Source organism: Rhizobium sp. BT04 (genome assembly GCF_030053135.1).
Taxonomy (GTDB): Bacteria; Pseudomonadota; Alphaproteobacteria; order Rhizobiales; family Rhizobiaceae; genus Rhizobium; species Rhizobium binxianense.
This window is the reverse complement of record NZ_CP125647.1, coordinates 20,156-40,100: the sequence shown is the minus strand read 5'-3', so window position 1 is coordinate 40,100 and position 19,945 is coordinate 20,156. Positions and strand designations below refer to the sequence as shown.

26 protein-coding genes are annotated in these 19,945 nt (G+C 61.0%); 18 read left to right on the top strand and 8 right to left on the bottom strand.

Going from position 1 to position 19,945, the window contains the following annotated elements; genetic code table 11:
* The first annotated feature begins 10 nt into the window (after nt 1-10).
* From QMO82_RS00235 to QMO82_RS00200, 8 genes are all read left to right on the top strand, one after another.
* Nucleotides 11-1,210 (top strand): M20 aminoacylase family protein, encoded by a 1,200-nt coding sequence (locus QMO82_RS00235; protein WP_183610565.1) that lies wholly within the window; start codon nt 11-13, stop codon nt 1,208-1,210.
* A complete protein-coding gene (locus QMO82_RS00230) occupies nt 1,207-1,764 on the top strand; it encodes a GNAT family N-acetyltransferase (RefSeq protein WP_183610564.1) in 558 nt (185 codons plus the stop codon). Before QMO82_RS00235 ends, QMO82_RS00230 begins: the two co-directional genes overlap by 4 nt.
* A gap of 37 nt (nt 1,765-1,801) precedes the next feature.
* Nucleotides 1,802-3,577, top strand: a complete 1,776-nt coding sequence (locus QMO82_RS00225) for an amino acid ABC transporter permease/ATP-binding protein (RefSeq protein WP_183610563.1) — start codon at nt 1,802-1,804, stop codon at nt 3,575-3,577.
* Between the two features lie 92 nt (nt 3,578-3,669).
* Nucleotides 3,670-4,614, top strand: coding sequence for an ABC transporter substrate-binding protein (locus QMO82_RS00220; RefSeq protein WP_183610562.1), 945 nt, complete (start codon nt 3,670-3,672; stop codon nt 4,612-4,614).
* Nucleotides 4,615-4,695: 81 nt separating this feature from the next.
* The gene (locus QMO82_RS00215) at nt 4,696-5,634 is read left to right on the top strand and encodes an ABC transporter substrate-binding protein (RefSeq protein WP_183610561.1); all 939 of its coding nucleotides are present in this window, start codon (nt 4,696-4,698) and stop codon (nt 5,632-5,634) included.
* Nucleotides 5,635-5,641: 7 nt separating this feature from the next.
* Entirely contained in the window at nt 5,642-6,679 is a 1,038-nt protein-coding gene (locus QMO82_RS00210; protein ID WP_183610560.1) for an LLM class flavin-dependent oxidoreductase, read from the top strand.
* A 67-nt stretch (nt 6,680-6,746) separates the two neighbouring features.
* Nucleotides 6,747-7,343, top strand: coding sequence for a 2-hydroxychromene-2-carboxylate isomerase (locus QMO82_RS00205; RefSeq protein WP_183610559.1), 597 nt, complete (start codon nt 6,747-6,749; stop codon nt 7,341-7,343).
* Nucleotides 7,344-7,470: 127 nt separating this feature from the next.
* The gene (locus QMO82_RS00200; protein WP_183610558.1) at nt 7,471-8,394 is read left to right on the top strand and encodes a fatty acid desaturase; all 924 of its coding nucleotides are present in this window, start codon (nt 7,471-7,473) and stop codon (nt 8,392-8,394) included.
* 292 nt (nt 8,395-8,686) lie between these two features.
* On the opposite strand, the gene QMO82_RS00195 is transcribed toward QMO82_RS00200, so the two are convergent.
* The 4 genes from QMO82_RS00195 to QMO82_RS00180 all read right to left on the bottom strand — a co-directional run bounded on the left by QMO82_RS00195 (nt 8,687) and on the right by QMO82_RS00180 (nt 10,184).
* Complete coding sequence (locus QMO82_RS00195) at nt 8,687-9,085, bottom strand: hypothetical protein (protein WP_183610557.1); 399 nt, start codon at nt 9,083-9,085, stop codon at nt 8,687-8,689.
* Nucleotides 9,086-9,140: 55 nt separating this feature from the next.
* Complete coding sequence (locus QMO82_RS00190; protein ID WP_183610556.1) at nt 9,141-9,761, bottom strand: helix-turn-helix domain-containing protein; 621 nt, start codon at nt 9,759-9,761, stop codon at nt 9,141-9,143.
* Nucleotides 9,751-9,936 (bottom strand): hypothetical protein, encoded by a 186-nt coding sequence (locus QMO82_RS00185; RefSeq protein ID WP_183610555.1) that lies wholly within the window; start codon nt 9,934-9,936, stop codon nt 9,751-9,753. The genes QMO82_RS00190 and QMO82_RS00185 overlap by 11 nt, the downstream gene beginning before the upstream one ends.
* 74 nt (nt 9,937-10,010) lie before the next feature.
* Entirely contained in the window at nt 10,011-10,184 is a 174-nt protein-coding gene (locus QMO82_RS00180; protein WP_183610966.1) for a hypothetical protein, read from the bottom strand.
* 135 nt (nt 10,185-10,319) lie between these two features.
* Here QMO82_RS00180 and msuE point away from each other — a divergent pair, with 135 nt between their 5' ends.
* The 7 genes from msuE (at nt 10,320) to QMO82_RS00145 (ending at nt 13,142) form a co-directional block, all read left to right on the top strand.
* Nucleotides 10,320-10,880, top strand: a complete 561-nt coding sequence (gene msuE, locus QMO82_RS00175; protein ID WP_183610554.1) for an FMN reductase — start codon at nt 10,320-10,322, stop codon at nt 10,878-10,880.
* 11 nt (nt 10,881-10,891) lie between these two features.
* Complete coding sequence (locus tag QMO82_RS00170) at nt 10,892-11,089, top strand: hypothetical protein (RefSeq protein WP_183610553.1); 198 nt, start codon at nt 10,892-10,894, stop codon at nt 11,087-11,089.
* 72 nt (nt 11,090-11,161) lie between these two features.
* A complete protein-coding gene (locus QMO82_RS00165) occupies nt 11,162-11,335 on the top strand; it encodes a hypothetical protein (RefSeq protein WP_183610552.1) in 174 nt (57 codons plus the stop codon).
* A 12-nt stretch (nt 11,336-11,347) separates the two neighbouring features.
* A complete protein-coding gene (locus QMO82_RS00160) occupies nt 11,348-11,500 on the top strand; it encodes a hypothetical protein (protein ID WP_183610550.1) in 153 nt (50 codons plus the stop codon).
* Complete coding sequence (locus tag QMO82_RS00155; protein WP_183610549.1) at nt 11,497-12,078, top strand: alpha/beta hydrolase; 582 nt, start codon at nt 11,497-11,499, stop codon at nt 12,076-12,078. The genes QMO82_RS00160 and QMO82_RS00155 overlap by 4 nt, the downstream gene beginning before the upstream one ends.
* A gap of 11 nt (nt 12,079-12,089) precedes the next feature.
* Entirely contained in the window at nt 12,090-12,398 is a 309-nt protein-coding gene (locus QMO82_RS00150; protein ID WP_183610548.1) for a hypothetical protein, read from the top strand.
* 45 nt (nt 12,399-12,443) lie between these two features.
* Nucleotides 12,444-13,142 carry a gamma-glutamylcyclotransferase gene (locus QMO82_RS00145; protein ID WP_246718425.1) on the top strand — a complete coding sequence of 233 codons (699 nt, stop codon included), beginning with the start codon at nt 12,444-12,446 and terminating at the stop codon, nt 13,140-13,142.
* Nucleotides 13,143-13,166: 24 nt separating this feature from the next.
* Here QMO82_RS00145 and QMO82_RS00140 read toward each other — a convergent pair whose 3' ends face one another.
* Genes QMO82_RS00140 through tauA form a run of 3 tightly spaced genes read right to left on the bottom strand, consistent with a single transcriptional unit; the run spans nt 13,167 to nt 15,876 of the window.
* Complete coding sequence (locus QMO82_RS00140) at nt 13,167-14,021, bottom strand: ABC transporter permease subunit (protein ID WP_183610546.1); 855 nt, start codon at nt 14,019-14,021, stop codon at nt 13,167-13,169.
* A complete protein-coding gene (locus tag QMO82_RS00135; RefSeq protein WP_183610545.1) occupies nt 14,018-14,806 on the bottom strand; it encodes a taurine ABC transporter ATP-binding protein in 789 nt (262 codons plus the stop codon). Before QMO82_RS00135 ends, QMO82_RS00140 begins: the two co-directional genes overlap by 4 nt.
* A gap of 56 nt (nt 14,807-14,862) precedes the next feature.
* The gene (gene tauA / locus QMO82_RS00130; protein ID WP_183610544.1) at nt 14,863-15,876 is read right to left on the bottom strand and encodes a taurine ABC transporter substrate-binding protein; all 1,014 of its coding nucleotides are present in this window, start codon (nt 15,874-15,876) and stop codon (nt 14,863-14,865) included.
* A gap of 223 nt (nt 15,877-16,099) precedes the next feature.
* On the opposite strand from tauA, the gene QMO82_RS00125 reads away from it, so the two are divergent.
* Together QMO82_RS00125 and QMO82_RS00120 are read left to right on the top strand one after the other, a co-directional pair.
* The gene (locus QMO82_RS00125) at nt 16,100-17,470 is read left to right on the top strand and encodes an FAD/NAD(P)-binding protein (protein WP_183610543.1); all 1,371 of its coding nucleotides are present in this window, start codon (nt 16,100-16,102) and stop codon (nt 17,468-17,470) included.
* 145 nt (nt 17,471-17,615) lie between these two features.
* Nucleotides 17,616-18,311: a GntR family transcriptional regulator gene (locus QMO82_RS00120; RefSeq protein ID WP_183610542.1), complete on the top strand. Its 696-nt coding sequence runs from the start codon at nt 17,616-17,618 to the stop codon at nt 18,309-18,311.
* 333 nt (nt 18,312-18,644) lie between these two features.
* On the opposite strand, the gene QMO82_RS00115 is transcribed toward QMO82_RS00120, so the two are convergent.
* Nucleotides 18,645-18,839 (bottom strand): hypothetical protein, encoded by a 195-nt coding sequence (locus QMO82_RS00115; RefSeq protein WP_210305940.1) that lies wholly within the window; start codon nt 18,837-18,839, stop codon nt 18,645-18,647.
* A gap of 500 nt (nt 18,840-19,339) precedes the next feature.
* On the opposite strand from QMO82_RS00115, the gene QMO82_RS00110 reads away from it, so the two are divergent.
* Entirely contained in the window at nt 19,340-19,942 is a 603-nt protein-coding gene (locus QMO82_RS00110; RefSeq protein WP_183610541.1) for an amino acid synthesis family protein, read from the top strand.
* Nucleotides 19,943-19,945 lie beyond the last annotated feature (3 nt).

Genomic DNA, 19,945 nt, shown 5'->3' with positions numbered 1-19,945 from the left:
GCGAACCGCCATGGATATCATCGCTCAAAACCCGCGCAGCAACGATCCGGTCGAGAGAGGCATCGCCTCTTATCTCGATGAGATCATCGCGCTTCGCCACGACCTGCATCAATATCCGGAGCTGGCGTTCCAGGAGTTGAGGACCAGCAAGCTCGTGGCATCCCGCCTTTCCGCCTGGGGTTACGAGGTGGCGACGGGCATTGCCGGCACCGGTGTCGTCGCCACCCTCCGGCGCGGCGACGGCAAAAGGCGGATCGGCATTCGCGCCGACATGGACGCGCTGCCGATCGAGGAGGCAACCGGACTTGCCTATGCCAGCAACAATCCCGGCGTCATGCATGCCTGCGGCCATGATGGACATACCTCGATCCTCTTGGCCGCCGCCCGGTATCTCTCTGAGAGCGGCAATATCAGCGGCACGCTGCGGCTGATCTTCCAGCCCGCCGAGGAGATCGGCGCTGGCGCCCGCAAGATGATCTCGGAAGGCCTGTTCGAACGTTTTCCTGTCGATGCGGTGTTCGGGCTGCACAATTGGCCGGGTGTGCCGACGGGTCAATTCGGCTTCGTCGCCGGCCCGGCCATGGCTTCGGTCGACAAGGCGATCATTAAGATCGTCGGCAGGGGCGGCCATGGCGCCGAACCGCACCGGACCGTCGATCCGGTGCTGGCTTCCGCCTCCTTCATCACCGCGCTGCAGAGCGTCGTCTCGCGCAATGTCGATCCGCAGGAAATGGCGGTCGTCACCGTCGGCTCGATCCATGCCGGCTCCGCCTCGAACGTCATCCCGGAAAGCGTCGAGATGCAGCTGACCATGCGGGCCTACAGCGAGACCGTCCGTCAGCTGCTGCAAGAGCGCATTCCCGCCCTGGCCCGCGCCCAGGCCGAAAGCTTCGGCGCCGAGGCGGATGTGAATTATCGCCTCGGCTTTCCGGCGTTGGTCAATCACGCCAAGGAGACGGCATTTGCCCGTGATGTCGCCTATGACGCACTCGGCCTTGCGGCGATCGAGAAGGATTTCCGGCCGAGAACCGCAAGCGAGGATTTCGCCTTCATGCTGCAGGCCAATCCCGGCAGCTATCTCTTCGTCGGCAATGGCGACAGCGCTCCTCTTCACAGCGCTCACTACAATTTCAACGACGCGATCATCGCGCCCGCCGCCCGCTATTGGGTGCGGCTCGCCGAAACCTTCCTCACTGATGATAACGGGTGATGAACGATATGAGCGATACGTTTCTCTATACCAGCCCTCTCGACCCGCGCGCCAAGCCGCTGATCGATGAATTGATCTACGAATATGACAGCCGCTACGGCACCTATTTCAATGCCGAGGGGGCTGCCGCCGAGCTCAACCGCTATCCCCCCGAAGCCTTTGCGCCGCCGGATGGCAATTTTCTCCTGTTGATCCGCGATGGCGAAACCATCGGCGGGGGTGCCTTCAAGAATTATGACGGACGCACGGCCGAGTTCAAACGCATTTGGACGCGTTCCGATCTGCGCCGTCAGGGTCTTGCCCGCAAGGTGCTGGTCGAGTTGGAGGCACAGGCCGCCCGCCAGGGCTACCTCCGCATCTATCTCACCACCGGCTTTCGCCAGCCCGAGGCCGTCGGCCTCTATTTGAACTATGGCTACACCGCTCTCTTCGACACATCAGCCGATCCCGAAATCTACAAGAGCCTGCCCTTCGAGAAGGACATCAGCCATCTCGCCGAGCCTGCTCTCGAAGATGCGGAACCGCGCCTGCGCGTGGCCGGCGCATGTCACTGAAAACGGCAAAGACCGACAATCATAAAAGGGAAGCACAATGGCACTGACGACGGATTTCGCCGGCATCGATCCCGGCAGCAGGACGGCAGAATCGAGGGACTATTCCCGTTACCGCATCGTGCCGGCGCGCCATCCGGGCCGCCTGGCAGGCACGATCTTCGCAGCCTTCGTCATTATCGCCGTGCTCTATTCCACCTTCACCAATCCGCGCTGGGGCTGGGGCGTCTTTGCCGAATGGTTCTTTGCCGAGCCGGTGCTCGTCGGCCTCGGCAGGACGCTGCTCTTGACCGTGCTTGCCGCTATATCCGGTTCCATTCTCGGAACGGCCCTGGCGCTTGCCCGCGTTTCCAAGTCGCCGCTGCTCTCCGGCCTTTCCTGGGGCTATATCTGGCTGCTGCGCTCCATCCCGGTCATCGTGCTGCTGCTGATTCTGAACAATCTCGGCTATCTCTATGAGACGATCAAGATCGGCATCCCCTTCACCGATACGGTCTTCGTCGACTATCCCACCGTGCAGCTGCTAACGCCCTTTGCCGCCGCTTTCCTCGGCTTGACGCTCAACCAGTCGGCTTTCTTCGCGGAAATCGTGCGCGGCGGCATTCTTTCGGTGGATCATGGACAGCTGGAGGCGGCGGCCGCTCTCGGCCTGCCGCGCCGCCGCCAGGCCTTCCGCATCGTGCTGCCGCAAGCCATGCGCTCGATCCTGCCGACCGGCTTCAACGAGTTGATCGGCCTGGCGAAGAGCACGTCCATGGTCTATGTGCTGGCGCTGCCGGAGCTCTTTTATACCGTCCAGGTGATCTACCGCCGCAATCTCGAAGTCATTCCGCTGCTGATGGTCGCGACCGTTTGGTATCTGATCATCATGACGGTGCTGTCACTCGCCCAGCACTATATCGAGCGCTACTTCTCCAAGGGCGCGGTGCGCAATCCGACGCCGCTGCCCTTCCAGGCATTCTTCGAACGCTTCCGTCGTCCGCTGCCCGTCTTTGCGACGGCGACCGACACCGCACGCAAGATCGGCTTCCGGGATGCGGCGGCGCTACGTGCCGCGGGCGGCGCGGTGCGCATCCACGGTATCTCGAAGAGCTTCGGCTCGCTGAAGGTGCTCGACAATGTCGAGCTCAGCCTTCCCGCCGGCAGTGTGACGGCCATCCTCGGCCCCTCCGGTTCGGGCAAGTCGACGCTGCTGCGCGCCATCAACCATCTGGAACGTGTCGATGAAGGCTTCATCTCCGTCGACGGCGATTTCGTCGGCTACAGCAGGAAGGGCGATACGCTCTACGAGCTCAAGGAGAAGGATATCCTCACCCGCCGCGCCGATATCGGCATGGTCTTCCAGAGCTTCAATCTGTTCCCGCATCTGACCGTGCTCGAAAACCTCATCGAAGCACCGATCCAGGTGCGCGGCGTCGGCCGCGAGGAGGCCGTGCAACTGGCGCAGGAGCTGCTGGCCCGCATCGGGCTCAGCGACAAGATCAACGCCTATCCGCGCCAGCTTTCCGGCGGCCAACAGCAGCGCGTGGCGATCGCCCGCGCTCTGGCGCTCCGCCCGAAGGTGCTGCTTTTCGATGAGCCGACCTCGGCGCTTGATCCGGAGCTCGTCGGCGAGGTGCTCGACGTCATCAAGGAGCTTGCCCGCACCGGCACGACACTCGTCATCGTCACCCATGAAATCGGTTTTGCCCGCGAAGTCGCCGACACCGTCGTCTTCATGGATGGCGGCCGCATTCTTGAGGCCGGCCCGCCGGCCCGCATCTTCACGCAAGCCGAACATCCCCGCACTCGGGAGTTCCTCGCCAAGGTTCTCTAGCGCCGGATAGCGCTGGCGAAATGCCGGGCCGCGACGGGCTGCTCCGGTCGACTGACAATAACAACAACCTAAAGATGAAATGGAGACGGGACATGACATTTGCAGATAGAACAAAGCTAGTCATAGCGGGAGCGGTCACCATTGCCGCACTCGGTTTTGGGTCGGCTCAGGCACAGCAGAAGTTCGATCTCAGCCCCGAGCAGCCGAACCGGCTGCGGGTGGAAAAGAACGAGAAGCGCATCGCCGAGGTCAAGGACTTCAAGTTCGTCGAAAACGGCGTCTTCACCGTCGGCATCAGCTCGAGCGGCAACCTGCCGCTGCATGATTATGCTTCCGATTCCAAGACCGTGATCGGCTACGACGTCGATCTGGCGCAGGCGATCGCCGACAGCCTGGGCTTGAAGCTCAATCTCGTTTCCGTCGCCTGGGCCGATTGGCCGCTGGGGCTGACCTCCGGCAAGTTCGACGCGGTGATTTCCAACGTGACGGTCACGGAGGAGCGCAAGGAGAAATTCGACTTCTCCACCTACCGCAAGGACGAGCTTGGCTTCTACGTCAAGGCGGATAGCCCGATCACGGCGCTCAAGCAGCCGAAGGATATTGCCGGCCTGAAGGTCATCACCGATGCCGGCACCAACCAGGAGAAGATCCTGCTGGAATGGGACCGGGAGAACGTCGCCGCCGGCCTGAAGCCGATCGAGGTGCAATATTACGACGACGACGCGGTCAAGGATCTCGCCGTCCAGTCCGGCAGAGCCGACGCCGTCTTCAGCGTGAACGCGACGCAGGCCTATTCGGCGGGGATAAACGGCAAGACCAAACTGGTCGGCACCGTCAGCGGCGGCTGGCCGATCACCGCCGAGATTGCCGTCACCACACGCAAGGGCAGCGGCTTGGCAGCACCCTTGACCGATGTCGTCAACGACCTGATCGCCAGCGGTGCCTATAAGAAGATCCTCGACACATGGAATCTCGGTCCTGAGGCAATCGACAAGGCTCAGACCAACCCGCCCGGCTTGCCGAAGAGCGGTTCGTAACGTTGGTCTGGCGGACCGGCGTTACAGGGGGTTCGCGCCGGTCCGTTCCCACTTCCCGATGCAAACGGAGATATATTGAACGTGACGATCTATCCCAAATCTCGCACCTTGCTCCTTGCAGCTCTGGTGTCGGCATTGACTGGTTTCGGTGCCGCCCATGCGGCCGAGGATTTCGATCTGAGTCCTGAACAGCCGGGTCGCCTTCATGCCACCAGAAACGATGCGGCCATCGCCGCGATCCCCAGGGAATTCAAGTTCGTCACGCCGGGCAAGTTCACCATCGCCGTCAGCCCCGGCGGCCCGCCGCTTGCGACCTATGCCACCGACGCCAAGACCGTGGTCGGGGCGGATCCCGATTATGCCTATGCCATTGCCGACAGCCTCGGCCTGACGCTGGAGATCGTGCCGGTCGCCTGGATCGACTGGCCGCTCGGCCTCACCTCAGGCAAATATGACGCCGTCATCTCCAATGTCGGCGTCACCGAGCAGCGCAAGGAGAAATTCGATTTCTCCACCTACCGCCAGGGCCTGCACGGTTTCTTCGTGAAATCCGACAGTCCCGTCACCTCGATCAAGGAGCCCAAGGATGCGGCCGGCCTCAGGATCATCGTCGGCGCCGGCACCAATCAGGAGCGTATCCTGGTGAAGTGGAGCCAGGAAGATGTCGCCGCCGGCCTGAAGCCGATCGAGCTGCAATATTACGACGACGAGGCGGCAAGCCTTCTCGCGCTCAGGTCCGGCCGGGCCGATGTCATCGTCCAGCCGCATGCGCAGCTCATCTTCATTGCCGCGCGCGACAAGAACATCAAGCGTGCCGGCACGCTGAGCGCCGGCTGGCCTGATCGTTCTGACGTCGCGATCACCACCCGCAAGGGGAGCGGGCTGGCCGATGCGCTGACCGTCGCCACCAACGGCCTGATCAAGGACGGCACATACGCAAAAATCCTCGACCATTGGCACCTTTCCGAAGAAGCCTTGCCGGCGTCGGAGACCAACCCGCCCGGCCTGCCGAAATACTAGTTATCGGATGACACGCGTGGGCAACATCTCCATCAGCCATATCGGCTTCCTCACCCCCGGCAACTATCCCGACGACGATCCGCTGTCGGGATTGGAGCAGACGCTGCAGCAGCTGCAATATGGCGAGGATCTGGGTTTCGACAGCGCCTGGGTCCGCCAGCGCCATCTGGAGCCCGGGATCTCTTCTGCGAGCGCCTTCCTGGCGGCGGCGACTCAGCGCACCAGCCGGATCGAGCTCGGAACCGCGGTCATTCCGATCGGCTATGAAAGCCCCTATCGGCTGGCCGAAGACCTTGCCACCGTCGACGTTCTCGCGCGCGGGCGGCTGAATATCGGCGTCAGCGCCGGACGACCATTGCACGCAGACCTGATCGCGCCGCTTGTCTTCGACGGCGATTGGACGGGTTACGATTTCTCGCATGATCGCGTGCTGCGTTTTGCCGACAATCTGCGCGGCACCTATCTCGGTGACGAGGAGACCTTGATCAAGACGCCGTTCGGCCCGCAGCGGCCGCGTCTGCAGCCTTATGCCAGGGGGCTGATCGACCGGATCTGGTATGGCGGCGGATCGCAGCGCTCGGCCGAATGGGCCGGCCGCAACGGCTTCAACCTGTTGACCGGCAATGTGATCACAGGCGAGGGGACGGATGATTTCTTCACCGCCCAATCGCGACTGATCGAAACCTTTCGCGGCGCCGGCACGCAACGCCGTGTCGCGCTGGGCCGCGTCATCGTGCCTTTCGACAGCGCCGATGCGGCAACACGGCGCCGGTATCGAGACTATGCCGATGGCCGCCATCAGCGGACGCTTTCGCCGCAGGGCGAGCGGCGCACGCTTTTCGCCCCTGATATCGTCGGCACGTCGGAGGAAATATTGGAGAAGCTTTTTGCCGATCCGATCCTGCCCCAGGTGGGGGAGTTGAGGCTGGAACTTCCTTACGAGTTCGAGCACGAGGAATATCGCCAGATTTTCCACGACTTCGTGACGACAATTGCACCGGAGCTCGGATGGAAAGCGCGGTCAGGCATCCGGGCCGCTTCCTGAAGGGCGTCGAGCCGATGATCCCGCCATTCGACGCCAGACCAATCACCTCGCAGGGAATATGCATTCAGTGACCAAATCGGTAGAATATTTCTTTTCGATCGGCTCGCCATGGGCCTATATCGGCTTCGACGCCTTTGCTGAACTTGCGGCGAAGAACGACGTCGGCATCACCCCCTATCTGACGACGGTGGTCGAGGAAAATGGGGGTATCTTCTCACGCAATCGCCCGGAGATCCGGCGCGCTTACTGGACGCGGGACCTCAAGCGCTGGGCGCGCGTGCGCGGCAAGGAACTGCGGCTCGAACATCGCCCGGATTTGAGCGATCCGACGCCGGCATCCCTCTTCGTGATTGCCGCCTACCTCGACGGACAGGATTGGATCGGCGTTGCCCGCGCCCTGCAACATGCCTTCTGGAGCGAGGCGAAGGATATCGGCAAGCCCGATGTGCGCGAGGCGATCGTGACCTCGGCAGGTTTCGATGGCGCAGCACTTCGCAGGCGACAAGCCGACGAGGATGTTCAGAACAAATGGTCGGCGGACCGCCTGCATGCCCGCGACAGCGGCGTCTTCGGCTTTCCCACCTATGTCTATGACGGCGAGATCTATTGGGGACAGGACAATTTGCCCTTCCTTGAGCGTCATCTTCGCGGTGACAGGCCTTAGGTTTGGATCGACCAGTCCGGCGAGTTGAGACAGATTTTTTCGGATAAGTCTACAAAATAGATAGACGTTATTCCCTGTCGCCGATGTCCTGCGATAAATTGGCGTGGTTGATGGGGAAATCACACGCATGCTCGACAGGACTTCGCAGGCCGCCGGAACCATTGTTCCCACGCGTTTAATGGAATGGCCGACGGTCGTTCTCACACTCGTCATCCATGGCGGATTTCTTGCGCTCACCTGGTGGTGGCAATCATTGCCGTCGATCGTGGCCATCATCGCCGGAGGCTGGCTGATTGCCTGGCATGGATCGCTTCAGCACGAGGTCATTCACGGCCATCCGACAGGAAGCCGACGGATCAACGACGCGATCGGATCGATACCCCTGTCGTTGTGGCTGCCCTATCCGATCTATAAGGAAAGCCATCTGGAGCATCATCGCGACGAATATCTCACCGACCCGATCGAGGATCCCGAATCCTCCTATTTCACGAGGGCTGCCTGGGAGCAGCTGGGCGCGGCCGGCAGGCTGCTGGCGCGGTGGAACACCACCCTGTTCGGCCGTCTGACCATCGGTCCGGCGGTGATGATTTTGAGTTTCCTTGGGCAGGAATGGCGCTTGATCGGGACGAACGAACCGGGACGGCGGCGGATATGGGCAGTGCACGGCATCGGCGTCGCTGCTGTTCTGTTCTGGGCGACGGTCGTCTGCGGTCTGCCGCTGTGGCGTTACCTCGCTTTCGTCTATACGGGCGCTGCTATGACGCGGCTCAGATCCTATGCCGAGCACAGATATGCCGACAGCCATGAGGAGCGCACCGCTATCGTCGAAAACAGCCAGCTCTTCGGCTTGCTGTTCCTCTACAATAATCTGCATGTTCTCCATCATCGCCGGCCGGGCATCTCCTGGTATCGCCTTCCGGCGGTCTATCGCCACAATCGCGAAACGCTCGTCCGTTCGAATGGCGGGCTTGTCTATGACGGCTATTGGGACATCGCGCGCCGGTTTTTCCTGAAACCGCACGACGACCCGACGCATCCTCATCACTCATAACAGAGACTGCGCCTGCGCATGCGAAGGTCACCGGCTGAGGCGACTGGCGCTTATCGCCGCGCCTGTGACTTGAGTGGCGGCGTTGCAGAAGCTGAGTCTATTGCCCGTCCTGAGCCTCATGCGAAGCAGGGGGCACGCCGGGGCGAAGCGAGCGTTGCTCTATCCGAGCGACTATAGCGGATGAAATTCCGCTATCTTGGTAAGTTTGCGCAATCCCATCGAAACCGTTCCATTCTATTGGAGGAAAAGATATGGGAAGATTTTTTTACATTGCTTGCTTCGATTGGTCGTTTTATCTCCCGTTCCATTGAAACGCGAAACGCCGCTGTATTGATCGGAGAGAGACAATGAACCCCGCCATGAACATGATGCCGATGATGAACAACATGATGCCCGCCATGATGAACCCGATGATGGGCGGAATGATGCCGATGATGTCAGGCATGCCCATGATGAACGGTGGGATGATGCCGATGATGGCCTCCATGCCGATGATGATGATGATGGGCGCCATGAAGTGCACCATGACTGCCGAAGGCATGGTCTGCGAAATGAAGCCGATGGAAGGCATGGACAAGGACATGTTCATGGAATGCTGCAAGCGCATGATGTCGATGATGTCGGGCGGCATGCCTGTCATGATGAACTGCGGCGGCATGATGATGTGCTGCACGATGGCCGCCTGAGCCATCCGCCTCTCACGGAAATGATGACCAGGAGCCTCCGGAGACGGGGGCTCTTTTGCATTAGACGCGAACGTCTTCGAGATAGGTCGTCACCAGGTAGAGGATCGCTTCCGTTCCCGTCATATTGCGATAGATATGGGGCACGTCGGCATCGAAGATGATGGCGTCGCCTTCACCCAGGATATGCGGCGCCTGCTTGCCGGCGATGATTTCGACGGTTCCTTGGGCAACGACCAGATTTTCGACCGTTCCATGCTGATGGGCATCGGCACTTTCGGTATGGTGCGGAGCGATCCTGAGCTCGTAGAATTCCACCTTTCTTTCGCCTTCGAAGGGGAAAAGAGCCCGTGTGCGGAAGCGCCCTTCGGAAGAAGCGAGGATCTTCGATCTTGCCCGCGGTACGGCAACGATCGTGGTTTCGCCGCGTTCGGCGATCAGAGCGGCGCAGGGAATACCGAGAGCAAGTGCGATCTTCGAGAGAATGCTTAACGTCGGGCTGCTTTTGCCCGTCTCGATTTGCCCGAGCATGGCACGGCTGACGCCGGCGATCTTTGCCAGCCTATCCAGGGAATAGCCGCGGCGGGTGCGAATGCGCCGCAAATTCTGTCCTGTCTGAACGGTGATCTCCTCGGCGGCGTCTATGGCTTCGCCGTCGGAGAGAAGCGATTGATCAGACGCCATATCCGGCAATGCCCATTGCCATGACCGGTACAAAACCCCAATAGGGCACCCACATCAGAACGGGCTGCATTGCAAAGGACACCGGCGCCGCCGCCTTGAGCGCATCGGACGCGTCTTTGCTGCGCGATTGCCGGTAAGCCTGGAAATCGATGACATCAGCCGTCTGCAATGGCATGAAAAACTCCCGCTAAAATCTATAAGGACTGTATATTTTCCGCGGCAGAAAGGGCAGGGCGTGTCATCCAATCGTTAGCCTGAACCGGAAATCTTATACCAATAATATTCGACCTTGCGGCAAAGCGATTTATCGCGGCAGCCCGCAACGGTCTTGCCGGCGGCATCATCGAGCCGCCGCCTCCGGGTTTCCAGATGCCAGACGCGCCGATCTCGCAGCCGATATCCCGCTGCGGCTGCGAGATCCATGACGATCACCATGCAGCCTATGCGTGCGGGGTCTGCGCGAACGTTTTTTTCAACCAGGCGAACAAGGAGAGACGCATGTTCCTTTAATCTATCAATTTTGTAGACAATATTGAGGCAATCAAAGAGAGGAAAACCATGTCAGGTTTCAAACTCGTCGGCATCGCCGGCAGCTTCAACCGTCCATCGAAGACGCTGGCACTCGTGCGGCACGTCGCCGAACGCGCGAGCATTCGCTATGGATTTACGAGCAAGACCTATGATCTCCATGATGTCGGTCCGTCGCTGGGCAGCGCCTTGTGGCGCAAGGATCTCGACGAGCAGGCCAGACAGGTCGTCGACGAGATCGTGCGGGCCGACGCGCTGATCATCGGCTCGCCAACCTACAAGGGTTCTTATCCGGGCCATTTCAAGCACCTCATCGATTTGATCGATCCGCACGAACTTCGGGGCAAGCCGATCATCATTACGGCAACAGGCGGCGGCGACCGGCATGCGTTGATGGTCGAGCATCAGCTTCGGCCGCTGTTCGGCTTTTTCATGGCCCACACCCTGCCGACGGCCGTTTATGCGTCCGATCGCGATTTCACCGATTATGCGGTCTCATCCGATCCAATTCTAAGCCGCGTGAGCGAGGTGGTCGGCGAATTGGCAGCCTTCTTTCCGGGCGCAAACCCGGCATTGGCGGCGGCGGAATAAGGACCGTCGCCATGGCTCGATCTCAGGAAGCAACGATCTCTGATGCAGAACGGCCGGCGGCCGGCGAGCAATTGTGGAGCGTCTTCGAATTCGCCCGACGCTATCGTTTGGCGAAACGCGAGGAGAACCGCCTGCTGATGCTCTATGGACCGACCGCGTCGCTTCACGATCTTCTTGCCAATGCGCGACGACACTCACTGATTTCCTAGGATGACGCGTCGATTCAAAGAGTGAGAGCACGGCTCCAGCCGAAGAATTATCGGTCCTGACAGGAGGTTCGCATGACGCTTGATTTCCACTGGTGGCTGAAACTCGCGGTCGGTTTGGTCATGCCGAAGATGTCGGCTGCGCGGAGGCCTGCAGACACATTGCTCGGGCGGGACGACGAGCGGGACCAATCCGCCCGCGAATACGAACTCCACTATTGGGGCACCGTGCCCGGCCTTTGGTATTGAGGAGGTAGCGTGATGGCAGTTGTCTTTGAGAATGACCTTGATCGGGACGGTCGGAAAAGAGCAACGGCAAGCCTCATGTCGCAATTTCAGCATGCGGCCGGGCTCTGCACGATCATCGGCTCCTTCACCTTCCTGTTCGCTCTGGTGATCGGGCTGATTCGATGAGCGAAGTCCTCATCCTTCCCGGCCTTTTCGGGTCGGGAGAAGGGCACTGGCAACAGCACTGGCTGGAGGATCAGCCGGGCAGTCGTTGCGTCGCTCAAAATGACTGGGATCGTCCGAACCTCGACGCCTGGCTGCTGCGGCTGGAAGGCGCGCTTGACGAGGCGGGCGAGGCTTATCTGGTTGCCCATAGTCTCGGATGCCTGCTTGCCGCCCGGCTGGCGGGGCGAAGTGCGGCACGCCGCGTCAAAGGGGCGCTGCTCGTCGCTCCCTGCGATCTGCAGGCCACCGAAATGCTGCATCCGGGACATATCACGTTCGGCGGCATGCCGACCGCGCCTCTGCCTTTTCCCAGCATCGTCGTCGGCAGCATGAACGATGCCTACATGACGGTCGACCGGCTGACGCTTTTCGGCCGCCTGTGGAACGCTGAGACCAGGAATATCGGTCTTGCCGGCCACATCAATGTCGCCAGCGGCTTTGGTCGCTGGCGCAGCGGCTACCGGCTGCTGGAGGCTTTGAAGACGCAGGCGCGGGGGCGGAGGCATATCGCTGCCATGCCGCCGGCTTTTGCGATGTGAGTGGAATCGCAATGTCCGATATCGTCGCCGACCTCCTGCGCCTGAGTGAAGATCCGAATACCGATCCGAGGACCAGGCGGCGGCAAACGATGGAACGGCTGGTGCAGACGCTGCTGGCCATGGCCGATGCCGAGACGGGATCGGAAGAGGCGCAGCATCGCACGTCGATCGTCCGTCTCACGACGATCATCCGCGACATGACAGGAAGGATCGCAGAGGCCGATGATGCGACATTCTCGGCAATCGTCAGGGAAGCCGCGATGCTGCTGCGCAGCTTGCAGCTGCGTCAGGCCGAGCCGGCCACATATTCGGTGCATTGACGGATGACGGACCTGGGGAGCACAATTTTGATGCCCGGACCAGGAATGGCGCTGACGGACGAGCTTGTATCGCTGAGCCTTCGCCCCGAGGTCGATGTCGGTCCGGAGCCGCACCGAAAGCCGTTGACCGACGTGGAGTTGGAGATGCTTGCCGAGCGGCTGCTTCACGAGTCGGCGGGCGCGCCGCTTTGGGTCTTCGCCTACGGATCATTGATATGGAAGCCGGACTTCGATGCCGTCGAATCGCAGAATGGCGCGACCCGAGGGTGGCACCGCTCCTTCTGCCTGGAGATGACCCGCTGGCGGGGAACGCGGGCTCAGCCGGGCCTGATGATGGCGCTTGACCGGGGTGGCCGTTGCAACGGTATCGTCTTCAAGCTCGCCGACGACGATCGTCTTGGCCAGCTCCGGCGATTGATCCGCCGTGAGGTGGGCACGATGGACGACGCCGCGACGGTTCGCTGGATCCCGGTCGCGACCGCGCATGGGTTGGTGCGCGCGCTGGTCTTTTGGGCCGGCCCCAAAGGCGAGCGTGTTTCCCGCAAGTTGCCGCTGGAGACGGTGGCGCGGGTGCTTGCGCGCGCCTGCGGACACATGGGCTCCTGCGCCGAATATCTGTATCTAACCGTGAAACATCTGGAGGAGCGCGGCATTCGGGACCGCAATTTATGGCGGCTTCAGCAGCTGGTCGCAGCTGAACTCGTTGCCATACATGGATTGAACGGGGCGACAGGCAACCATTGAACAGGGCTGCCTGTCGCCGTCCGGTCAGAGCTTGCCTTTCCAGGGGACGAGGAATGCCTCGAGGAAACGAATAGCGGCTGAGAAGGTGAAGGCGCAGATCGCGATGATGCCGATGCCGACGAAGACGACGTCGGTCGCCAGGAACTGCGACGCAGACATGATCATGAAACCGATTCCGCGCGTGGAGGCGATCAGTTCGGCCGCGACCAGCGTGCCCCAGCCGACGCCGAGCGCGATGCGGATGCCGGTGAGGATCTCGGGCAGGGCGGAGGGCAGGACGATGTCCAGGAAGAGCTGCAGCCGGCTCGCGCCCAGCGAACGGGCGGCATTGACGCGCTCGATCGGCAGCGAACGAACGCCGGCCTGGGCCGACAGGCAGATCGGCGCGAACATCGCCAGCACCAGCAGTGTAATCTTCGACGTTTCGCCGATGCCGAGCCAGATGATCATCAACGGCAGGTAGGAGAGCGGCGGAAGCGGCCAGTAGAATTCGATCGGCGCGTCGAGCACGCCTTTCGCCCAGCGGTTGAGACCCATGAGCAAGCCGAGCGGAATGCCGGCGGAGACGGCGATGAGGGCTGCGACGACGATGCGAAACAGGCTCGCAAAAACATGCTCGGAGAGCGACGCGCCGGCGTAACCGTCGCGATAGATGGCGCCGATCTGTGTCAGCACCTCGTCCGGGCGCGGCAGGAAGAGGTGTGGAACGACACCAATCGCGGATACGACCCACCACAGCAGCAATATGGCAAGCGCCGTGGCAATACTGATGGCCACCGTCGATTTCTCGCCGGCTCCGAAGCTTGCCATTTTCACCAGCTTGACCTGGCGGTCCTCTCTACCGGCCGCAATCGGCGGGGCCTGGACGATATCGCTCATGCGGCGCTCCTCAAATCTTCGGTGCTGTGCAGAATGGCGCGGATCTCCTCGCGCAGCTCGGCAAATTGCGGCGACGCCTTGATCGACCGGGCGTCGCCGGTTTCGGCGAAGCGGCGGACGAAATCCAGATCGAAGCGCGCCACGACGCGTCCCGGCCGCGGCGACATGACCAGGACCTGCGTACCCAGGAACAGAGCCTCTTCGATCGAGTGGGTGATGAAGAAAACCTTCTTTGCCGTTTTATCCCAGATGGAAACCAGCAATTCCTGCATCTGTTCGCGCGTCAGGCTGTCGAGCGCGCCGAATGGCTCATCCATCAGCAGGATGTCGGGATTTGTCGCCAGAGCCCGGGCGATGCCGACACGCTGCCGCATGCCGCCCGACAGTTCATAGGGAAACGCACCGGCGAATTCATCAAGTCCGACGAGCCGGAGCAGTTCCAGGGTCTGCGCTTCACGCTCCTTGCGCTTGACGCCGGCGAATTTCAAACCGAGCCCGACATTGTCGGCCACGGATTTCCACGGCAACAGCGAGTCCTTCTGAAAGACGACGCCACGATCGGCACCCGGCCGTTCGACAGCGCGGCCGTCGAGGGTGATCCGGCCTTCCGAAAGCGGAAGGAAACCGGCAATCGCATTGAGAAGGGTTGACTTGCCGCATCCCGACGCTCCGAGCGCGACGACGAAACCCCGTTCGGGAATATCGAAGGACACGCGATCGAGCGCGTGAACGGTCCGCCCGTCGCGGGCGGAGAAGAAAACGCTGGCGTGATCGACTTTAAGCATGGTGCCGCTCGCAAGTTAGACACCGGCGCGGCAAGCCGCGCCGGTGTCGGGGAGGATCAGTTGCTGACGCCGGTGAGCGCGTCGGCGGTAACGAAGGCGCCGTAATTCGCCAGCACGTCGGAAACCTTGCCCTGTTCCTTCAGGAACGAAGCGGTGTCCTTGAGGATCTTGCCGGCACCCGCCTTTTCGCCGCCGCCGAGCCAGGCCTCCGATGCCTGGACCTCAGGCGTCAGCAGCGTGAGGTTCTTCAGGGCCGATGCCTGCTGGTCGGCTGTTCCGCCGAGAAGCTTGGCGAGCGACTTGGCGTTGTCGCTGTCGGGGCCCCAGGCAGCTTTGTCTGAGGCGAAGGATGCGTAGTATTTGTTGATGACCGAAGCAAAGCCCTTCAGGAAGGCCGGGTTGTCGGCGGCAAATTTCGAGGTCGCGACCCAGGCCGAGAATGTCGGTGCACCCTTGTCCGCCACGTCCTTGGAGGTGACAAGAACCTTCCCGTTCTTCTTCAGTTCGGTGAGCGCCGGATCCCAGACGAAGCCGCCATCGATATCGCCGCGGTTATAGCTGGCGACGATTTCGGGCTGAGGAATGGCGAAGACCTGAACGTCCTTTTCGGTCAGGCCCAGCGATTTGATCAGCGCCAGCAGCTGATAGTGGTCGGTGGAAACAGGCGCGGCAGCAAGCTTCTTGCCCTTCAGATCGTTCAGGCTTTCGATGCCGGAGCCGTTGCGGACGACGAGAGCCTCGTCGATGCCGGAGATGGAGGCGAGGTAGAAGGCCTTGACCTCGAGCCCGCGCGAGACCGCAGCCGCAAACGGGCTGGAGCCGACATAGCCGACCTGGACGTCACCGGAGGCAATCGCCGCAAAGATTTCGGCGCCCGAGTTGAACCTGCGGAAGTCGATCTCGTATCCGGTTTCCTTGGCGAATTCGCCATTGGCGATCGCCACGGAAGACGGCAAGGCGTCGGTTTGATAGCCGACGACGACCTTCTTATCCGCCGCCTGGGCGATCACAGCCGTTGCAAGAGTGCCGACGCCGATGGCGATCGCGGCAACCAATTTTTTGAAATTCATCCTGAGCCCCTTTGTTTGAGGGCCACCCGGCCCCTTGATCTCACCTTCAAAAGGGTAATGGTTGGGAACGGGCTAGCGGGAGAAATAACAAACTATATTTATAGACAATGGAGACATTTGTTTTCATGATTCCGCTGCCGGTGCAGTCTGGAAGGGCCTGCGGGTGACGCGGCTTGAATGACGAGATGCCTCGATGACGGTGTGAAGTTTCAGGGAGAATGCGTTGATATACGATGTGATCGTCGTCGGTTCCGGTTTTTCAGCGATCGCTGTTACCTGCAATCTCATCGAGCAGCTTCCCGTCTCGGCGAAGATCGCCGTCGTCGGCGACGATCCTGGTTTCGGCCGCGGAACGGCGTACCGGACGGAACTTTATCTGCATCGCCTCAATGTTCCAGCCGGCCGCATGAGCCTGTTGCCGCATCATCCCGACGACTTCGTCGAGTGGCTGAAAAGCCATGGACGCCAGCTGCAGGCCGGCGATTTCGCCTCGCGCAGCGATTATGGTCTTTATGTCAGAGATACGCTTGCGCGGCTGCTTCGAAGACGGGACGGCCGTTGCCGGGTCGACTTCATCAAGGCCAAGGCGGCGGGATGCGTGGAACGATACACGAGTACGCTCGCCTTTCACCTCGGCAACGGCGACGAGATTGCCGGGAAGAATGTGGTGCTCTGTCTCGGCGTCGGAAACGCGAACCTTCCGGTCGATCCGGCCGGCGTCCCGCCATTTTTGCGGTCGCGGATCATCGAGAACCCGTGGCGGCTCTCGTGGCTGAGGCGCGTCGCACCCTCCGATGCGGTCTGCATCCTCGGCTCCGGCCTGACGATGATCGATCAGGTTCTCGCTCTTCGCGCCCATGGCCATAAAGGCAGGATCGACGTGCTTTCGCGGCGTGGCCTGGCACCGCTCGGACATGCGAAGACGCCGCCGGCGCCTCTGCCGATCGACGTCGAGACGCTTCCCCGGACGATCAGCGGCCTGTTGAAGACCTTGCGGGACAAGCGCAAGGAGGTCGCCGACTGGCGGAGCGTGATGGACGGCCTGAGGCCGGTTACGCAGGCGCTATGGCAACGGCTTTCGAGCGAGGAGCGGGCACGCTTCCTCAGGCATGCGCTCCCCTGGTGGAACATCCACCGTCACCGGGTGGCGCCCGATGTGTTCGCGGCGTTCGAGAAACTGGTCTCGGACGGAACCGTTCGCTTCCATGCAGGCTTCCTGAAATCGCTCGAGGCCGGGGAAGACAGGCTCGTCGCCGGTTACCGGGTCAGGGCGAAGCGCGAGATCGCCGAGATCAGGGCGGACTGGCTGGTCAACTGCACGGGGATGGAGCGCGCCGGGATCAGCCATTCGCCGCTTTTGAAGGAAATGAGCCGCTTTCAGCTGATCGCCCCCGATCCTCTCGGCCTCGGCATCCAGGTGGATGCGGCTTCCGAGGTCATGGCTGCCTCCCGGATCTCGCCTGCCCGGCTGTTTGCTGTCGGCGCCTTGACGGCCGGGCAATTCTGGGAGATCACCGCCGTCCCCGACATCCGGGTGCAGGCGAAGACCGTGGTCGAAGAGATCGTCAGGGCGAGGCCCGTTTCGGATGCATAGGGGGACAATCCTGGGATCGGCACGGTGCTGTTGAATTGCTGGCCGCCGACAGCTACAGTATTTGGTAGGCCATAATACGATTCCTGAATTCGGCTGCCGCTGGAAAATTTCAGCGTGCGAAGTCAATCCAACACTGAGGTACGGTATGAGCGGTGCTCTGAAGGACGCAGCAATCAGGGTCGAGCGTCCTACGAAGACATTGCGGGAATTGGCGCTCGACAAGGTGCGCGAGGCCATCGTCAACGGATACTTCCGTCCCGGAGACCGCCTTGTCGAGCGCGACCTCTGCGCCCAGCTCGGCGTCAGCCGGACGGTCGTGCGCGAGGTTCTGAGACATCTGGAATCGGAAGGGCTGGTCGCCAATCTGCCGAACAAGGGACCAATCGTCGCCCAGCTTGATATCGACGAAGCCAGACAGATCTATGAGATCCGCGGTGCGCTCGAAGGCATGGCGGCGCGGCTGTGCGCGGAGCGTGGCAGCCCCGAGATCGTCGCCGCGCTGGAAGAATCCCTGACCGCAATCCGCAACAGCTACCGGGACCATGATATGGCGGCTGTGCTTGCCAATACCTCTTCTTTCTATCAAAAGCTGTTCACCATGGTCGACAGGCATGTCGCCTGGGGCGTCGTCAACCTGCTTACCGTGCGCATCAACCACCTGCGCTCGATGACGATCAAGACGGAAAGGCGCGGCATCGAAGGGCCGCTGCAGATGTCTAAGATCATCGATGCCATCCGCCGCGGCGACGGCGAGGGTGCCCAGCGGGCGGCGATGGATCATGTCGCGGCTGCCAGCGCAATTGCCGAGGCGGTGCTGTCGGCGCAGAAGCCTGCCGAATAGGGCAGGAACCGCCAGCGCTGCTGTTGGACGCCATCGGCGCGGGTACTCCTGCATTCATCTATCGCAAGAGCCGAACGCCGGTTGGGAATTTCGCGGCAACTCAGCCTACTCGCTGGTTTGAAAAAGTTTCATGCGATCACCATGAATGAGCAGCGCGCTCAAAACACCGGTCTCGCAAGCCCCAGTATCAAGGTTCATTCTGTGCGGGTTGCCGAGTTCGACCGCCGCGATCGGCGTGTGGCCGTGGATCACGGCCCAATCATTTTTATATGGCCCGGTCGATGAGGTCCATGGCTCGCGAATCCAAGCAAGCGTTTCGGCCGTCCTGAAGCTCTATCGGACATCCGTGTCTATGCCCGCATGGACGAAAAGAAGCTCACCTATTTGTAATTTGAGCGGTAGAGAATGCCGCCACTCAATCATAGGCTCACCCAGAAGCTCCGAAGCCTTTTCTTCCCATCCGTCGATGGGTTCGATCCCCAGTTCCTGAAAAAAATCAATGGCGCCATTTTTCAGCCAGCGATCCATCCTTTGCAATCCGGAGTCTGGAGTAGCTGAAGCAGCCGATGCTCGTGGTTTCCAATGAGGGTGTGATTGGAAATGCCGGAAATACCCTGCATGGCTAATCTGAGGGATGGCAAGCTTTCCGGACCCCGGTCGATCAGGTCGCCATGATCTATGCAATGCGCTGCGTCCGAGAGGTCGCATCAAACTCGTTGATGAAGAAAATCCAAACTCCAAGCTTGACACCCAACTTTGCTCGATGTGATGGTATGCCATATTCAATAATATATAAGGCGGTATCATATGGGCTGCGATCACCTCCCGACACGTCGCTTTGCTGCGGAGAGACGCCGCACTGTCCGGCTCCAGACAAATAGCTGAGTGAAGAAGCGCTTCCGGGCGGTCGGGAGCGCATGTGCGCCGAATTCTGGATCACTTAGGCGTCGATCTGGCCTTCGCAGAACCAACTTGACACCCATATATTATGGTATACCATAATACGAAACCGAGAGATGAGGTGTTCCATGGCCATTCAAATTCGCAAGACGGGATTGCAGATCGAAACGACGCTGATCGAAGGCGGCAAGGCCGCGGCAGTGCCCCTCAAGCTGTTCTCCGCTTTTGTGGTCGTGAAGAATCCTTGGGCGGGCCGCGGCTTTGTTGAGGACCTCAAGCCCGAAATCCATGCAGGCGCTCCGGTTCTCGGCGAGCTGCTGACCAAGATGATCATCGATGCCGTCGGTTCCGGCGATGCCGTCGAAGCCTATGGCAAGGCTGCCGTCGTCGGCCTGGATGGCGAGATCGAACATGCGTCTGCGCTCATTCACACGTTGCGCTTCGGCAATTTTTATCGCCACGCTGTCGGCGCCAAGTCCTATCTCGCCTTCTGCAACACACGCGGTCCTGCCAATGCGCCGATCATGATCCCGCTGATGGACAAGAATGATGAAGGCCGCCGTTCGCACTACCTGACCATCCAGACCTCGATCCCCGACGCGCCTGCCGCCGACGAGATTGTCGTGGCTCTCGGTGCTTCGGTGGGCGGGCGTCCCCATCACCGCATTGGCGACCGCTACCAGGATCTGAAGGATTTGGGGCAGGACGTCGCCAACCCTGCGGGCGTTTGAGGG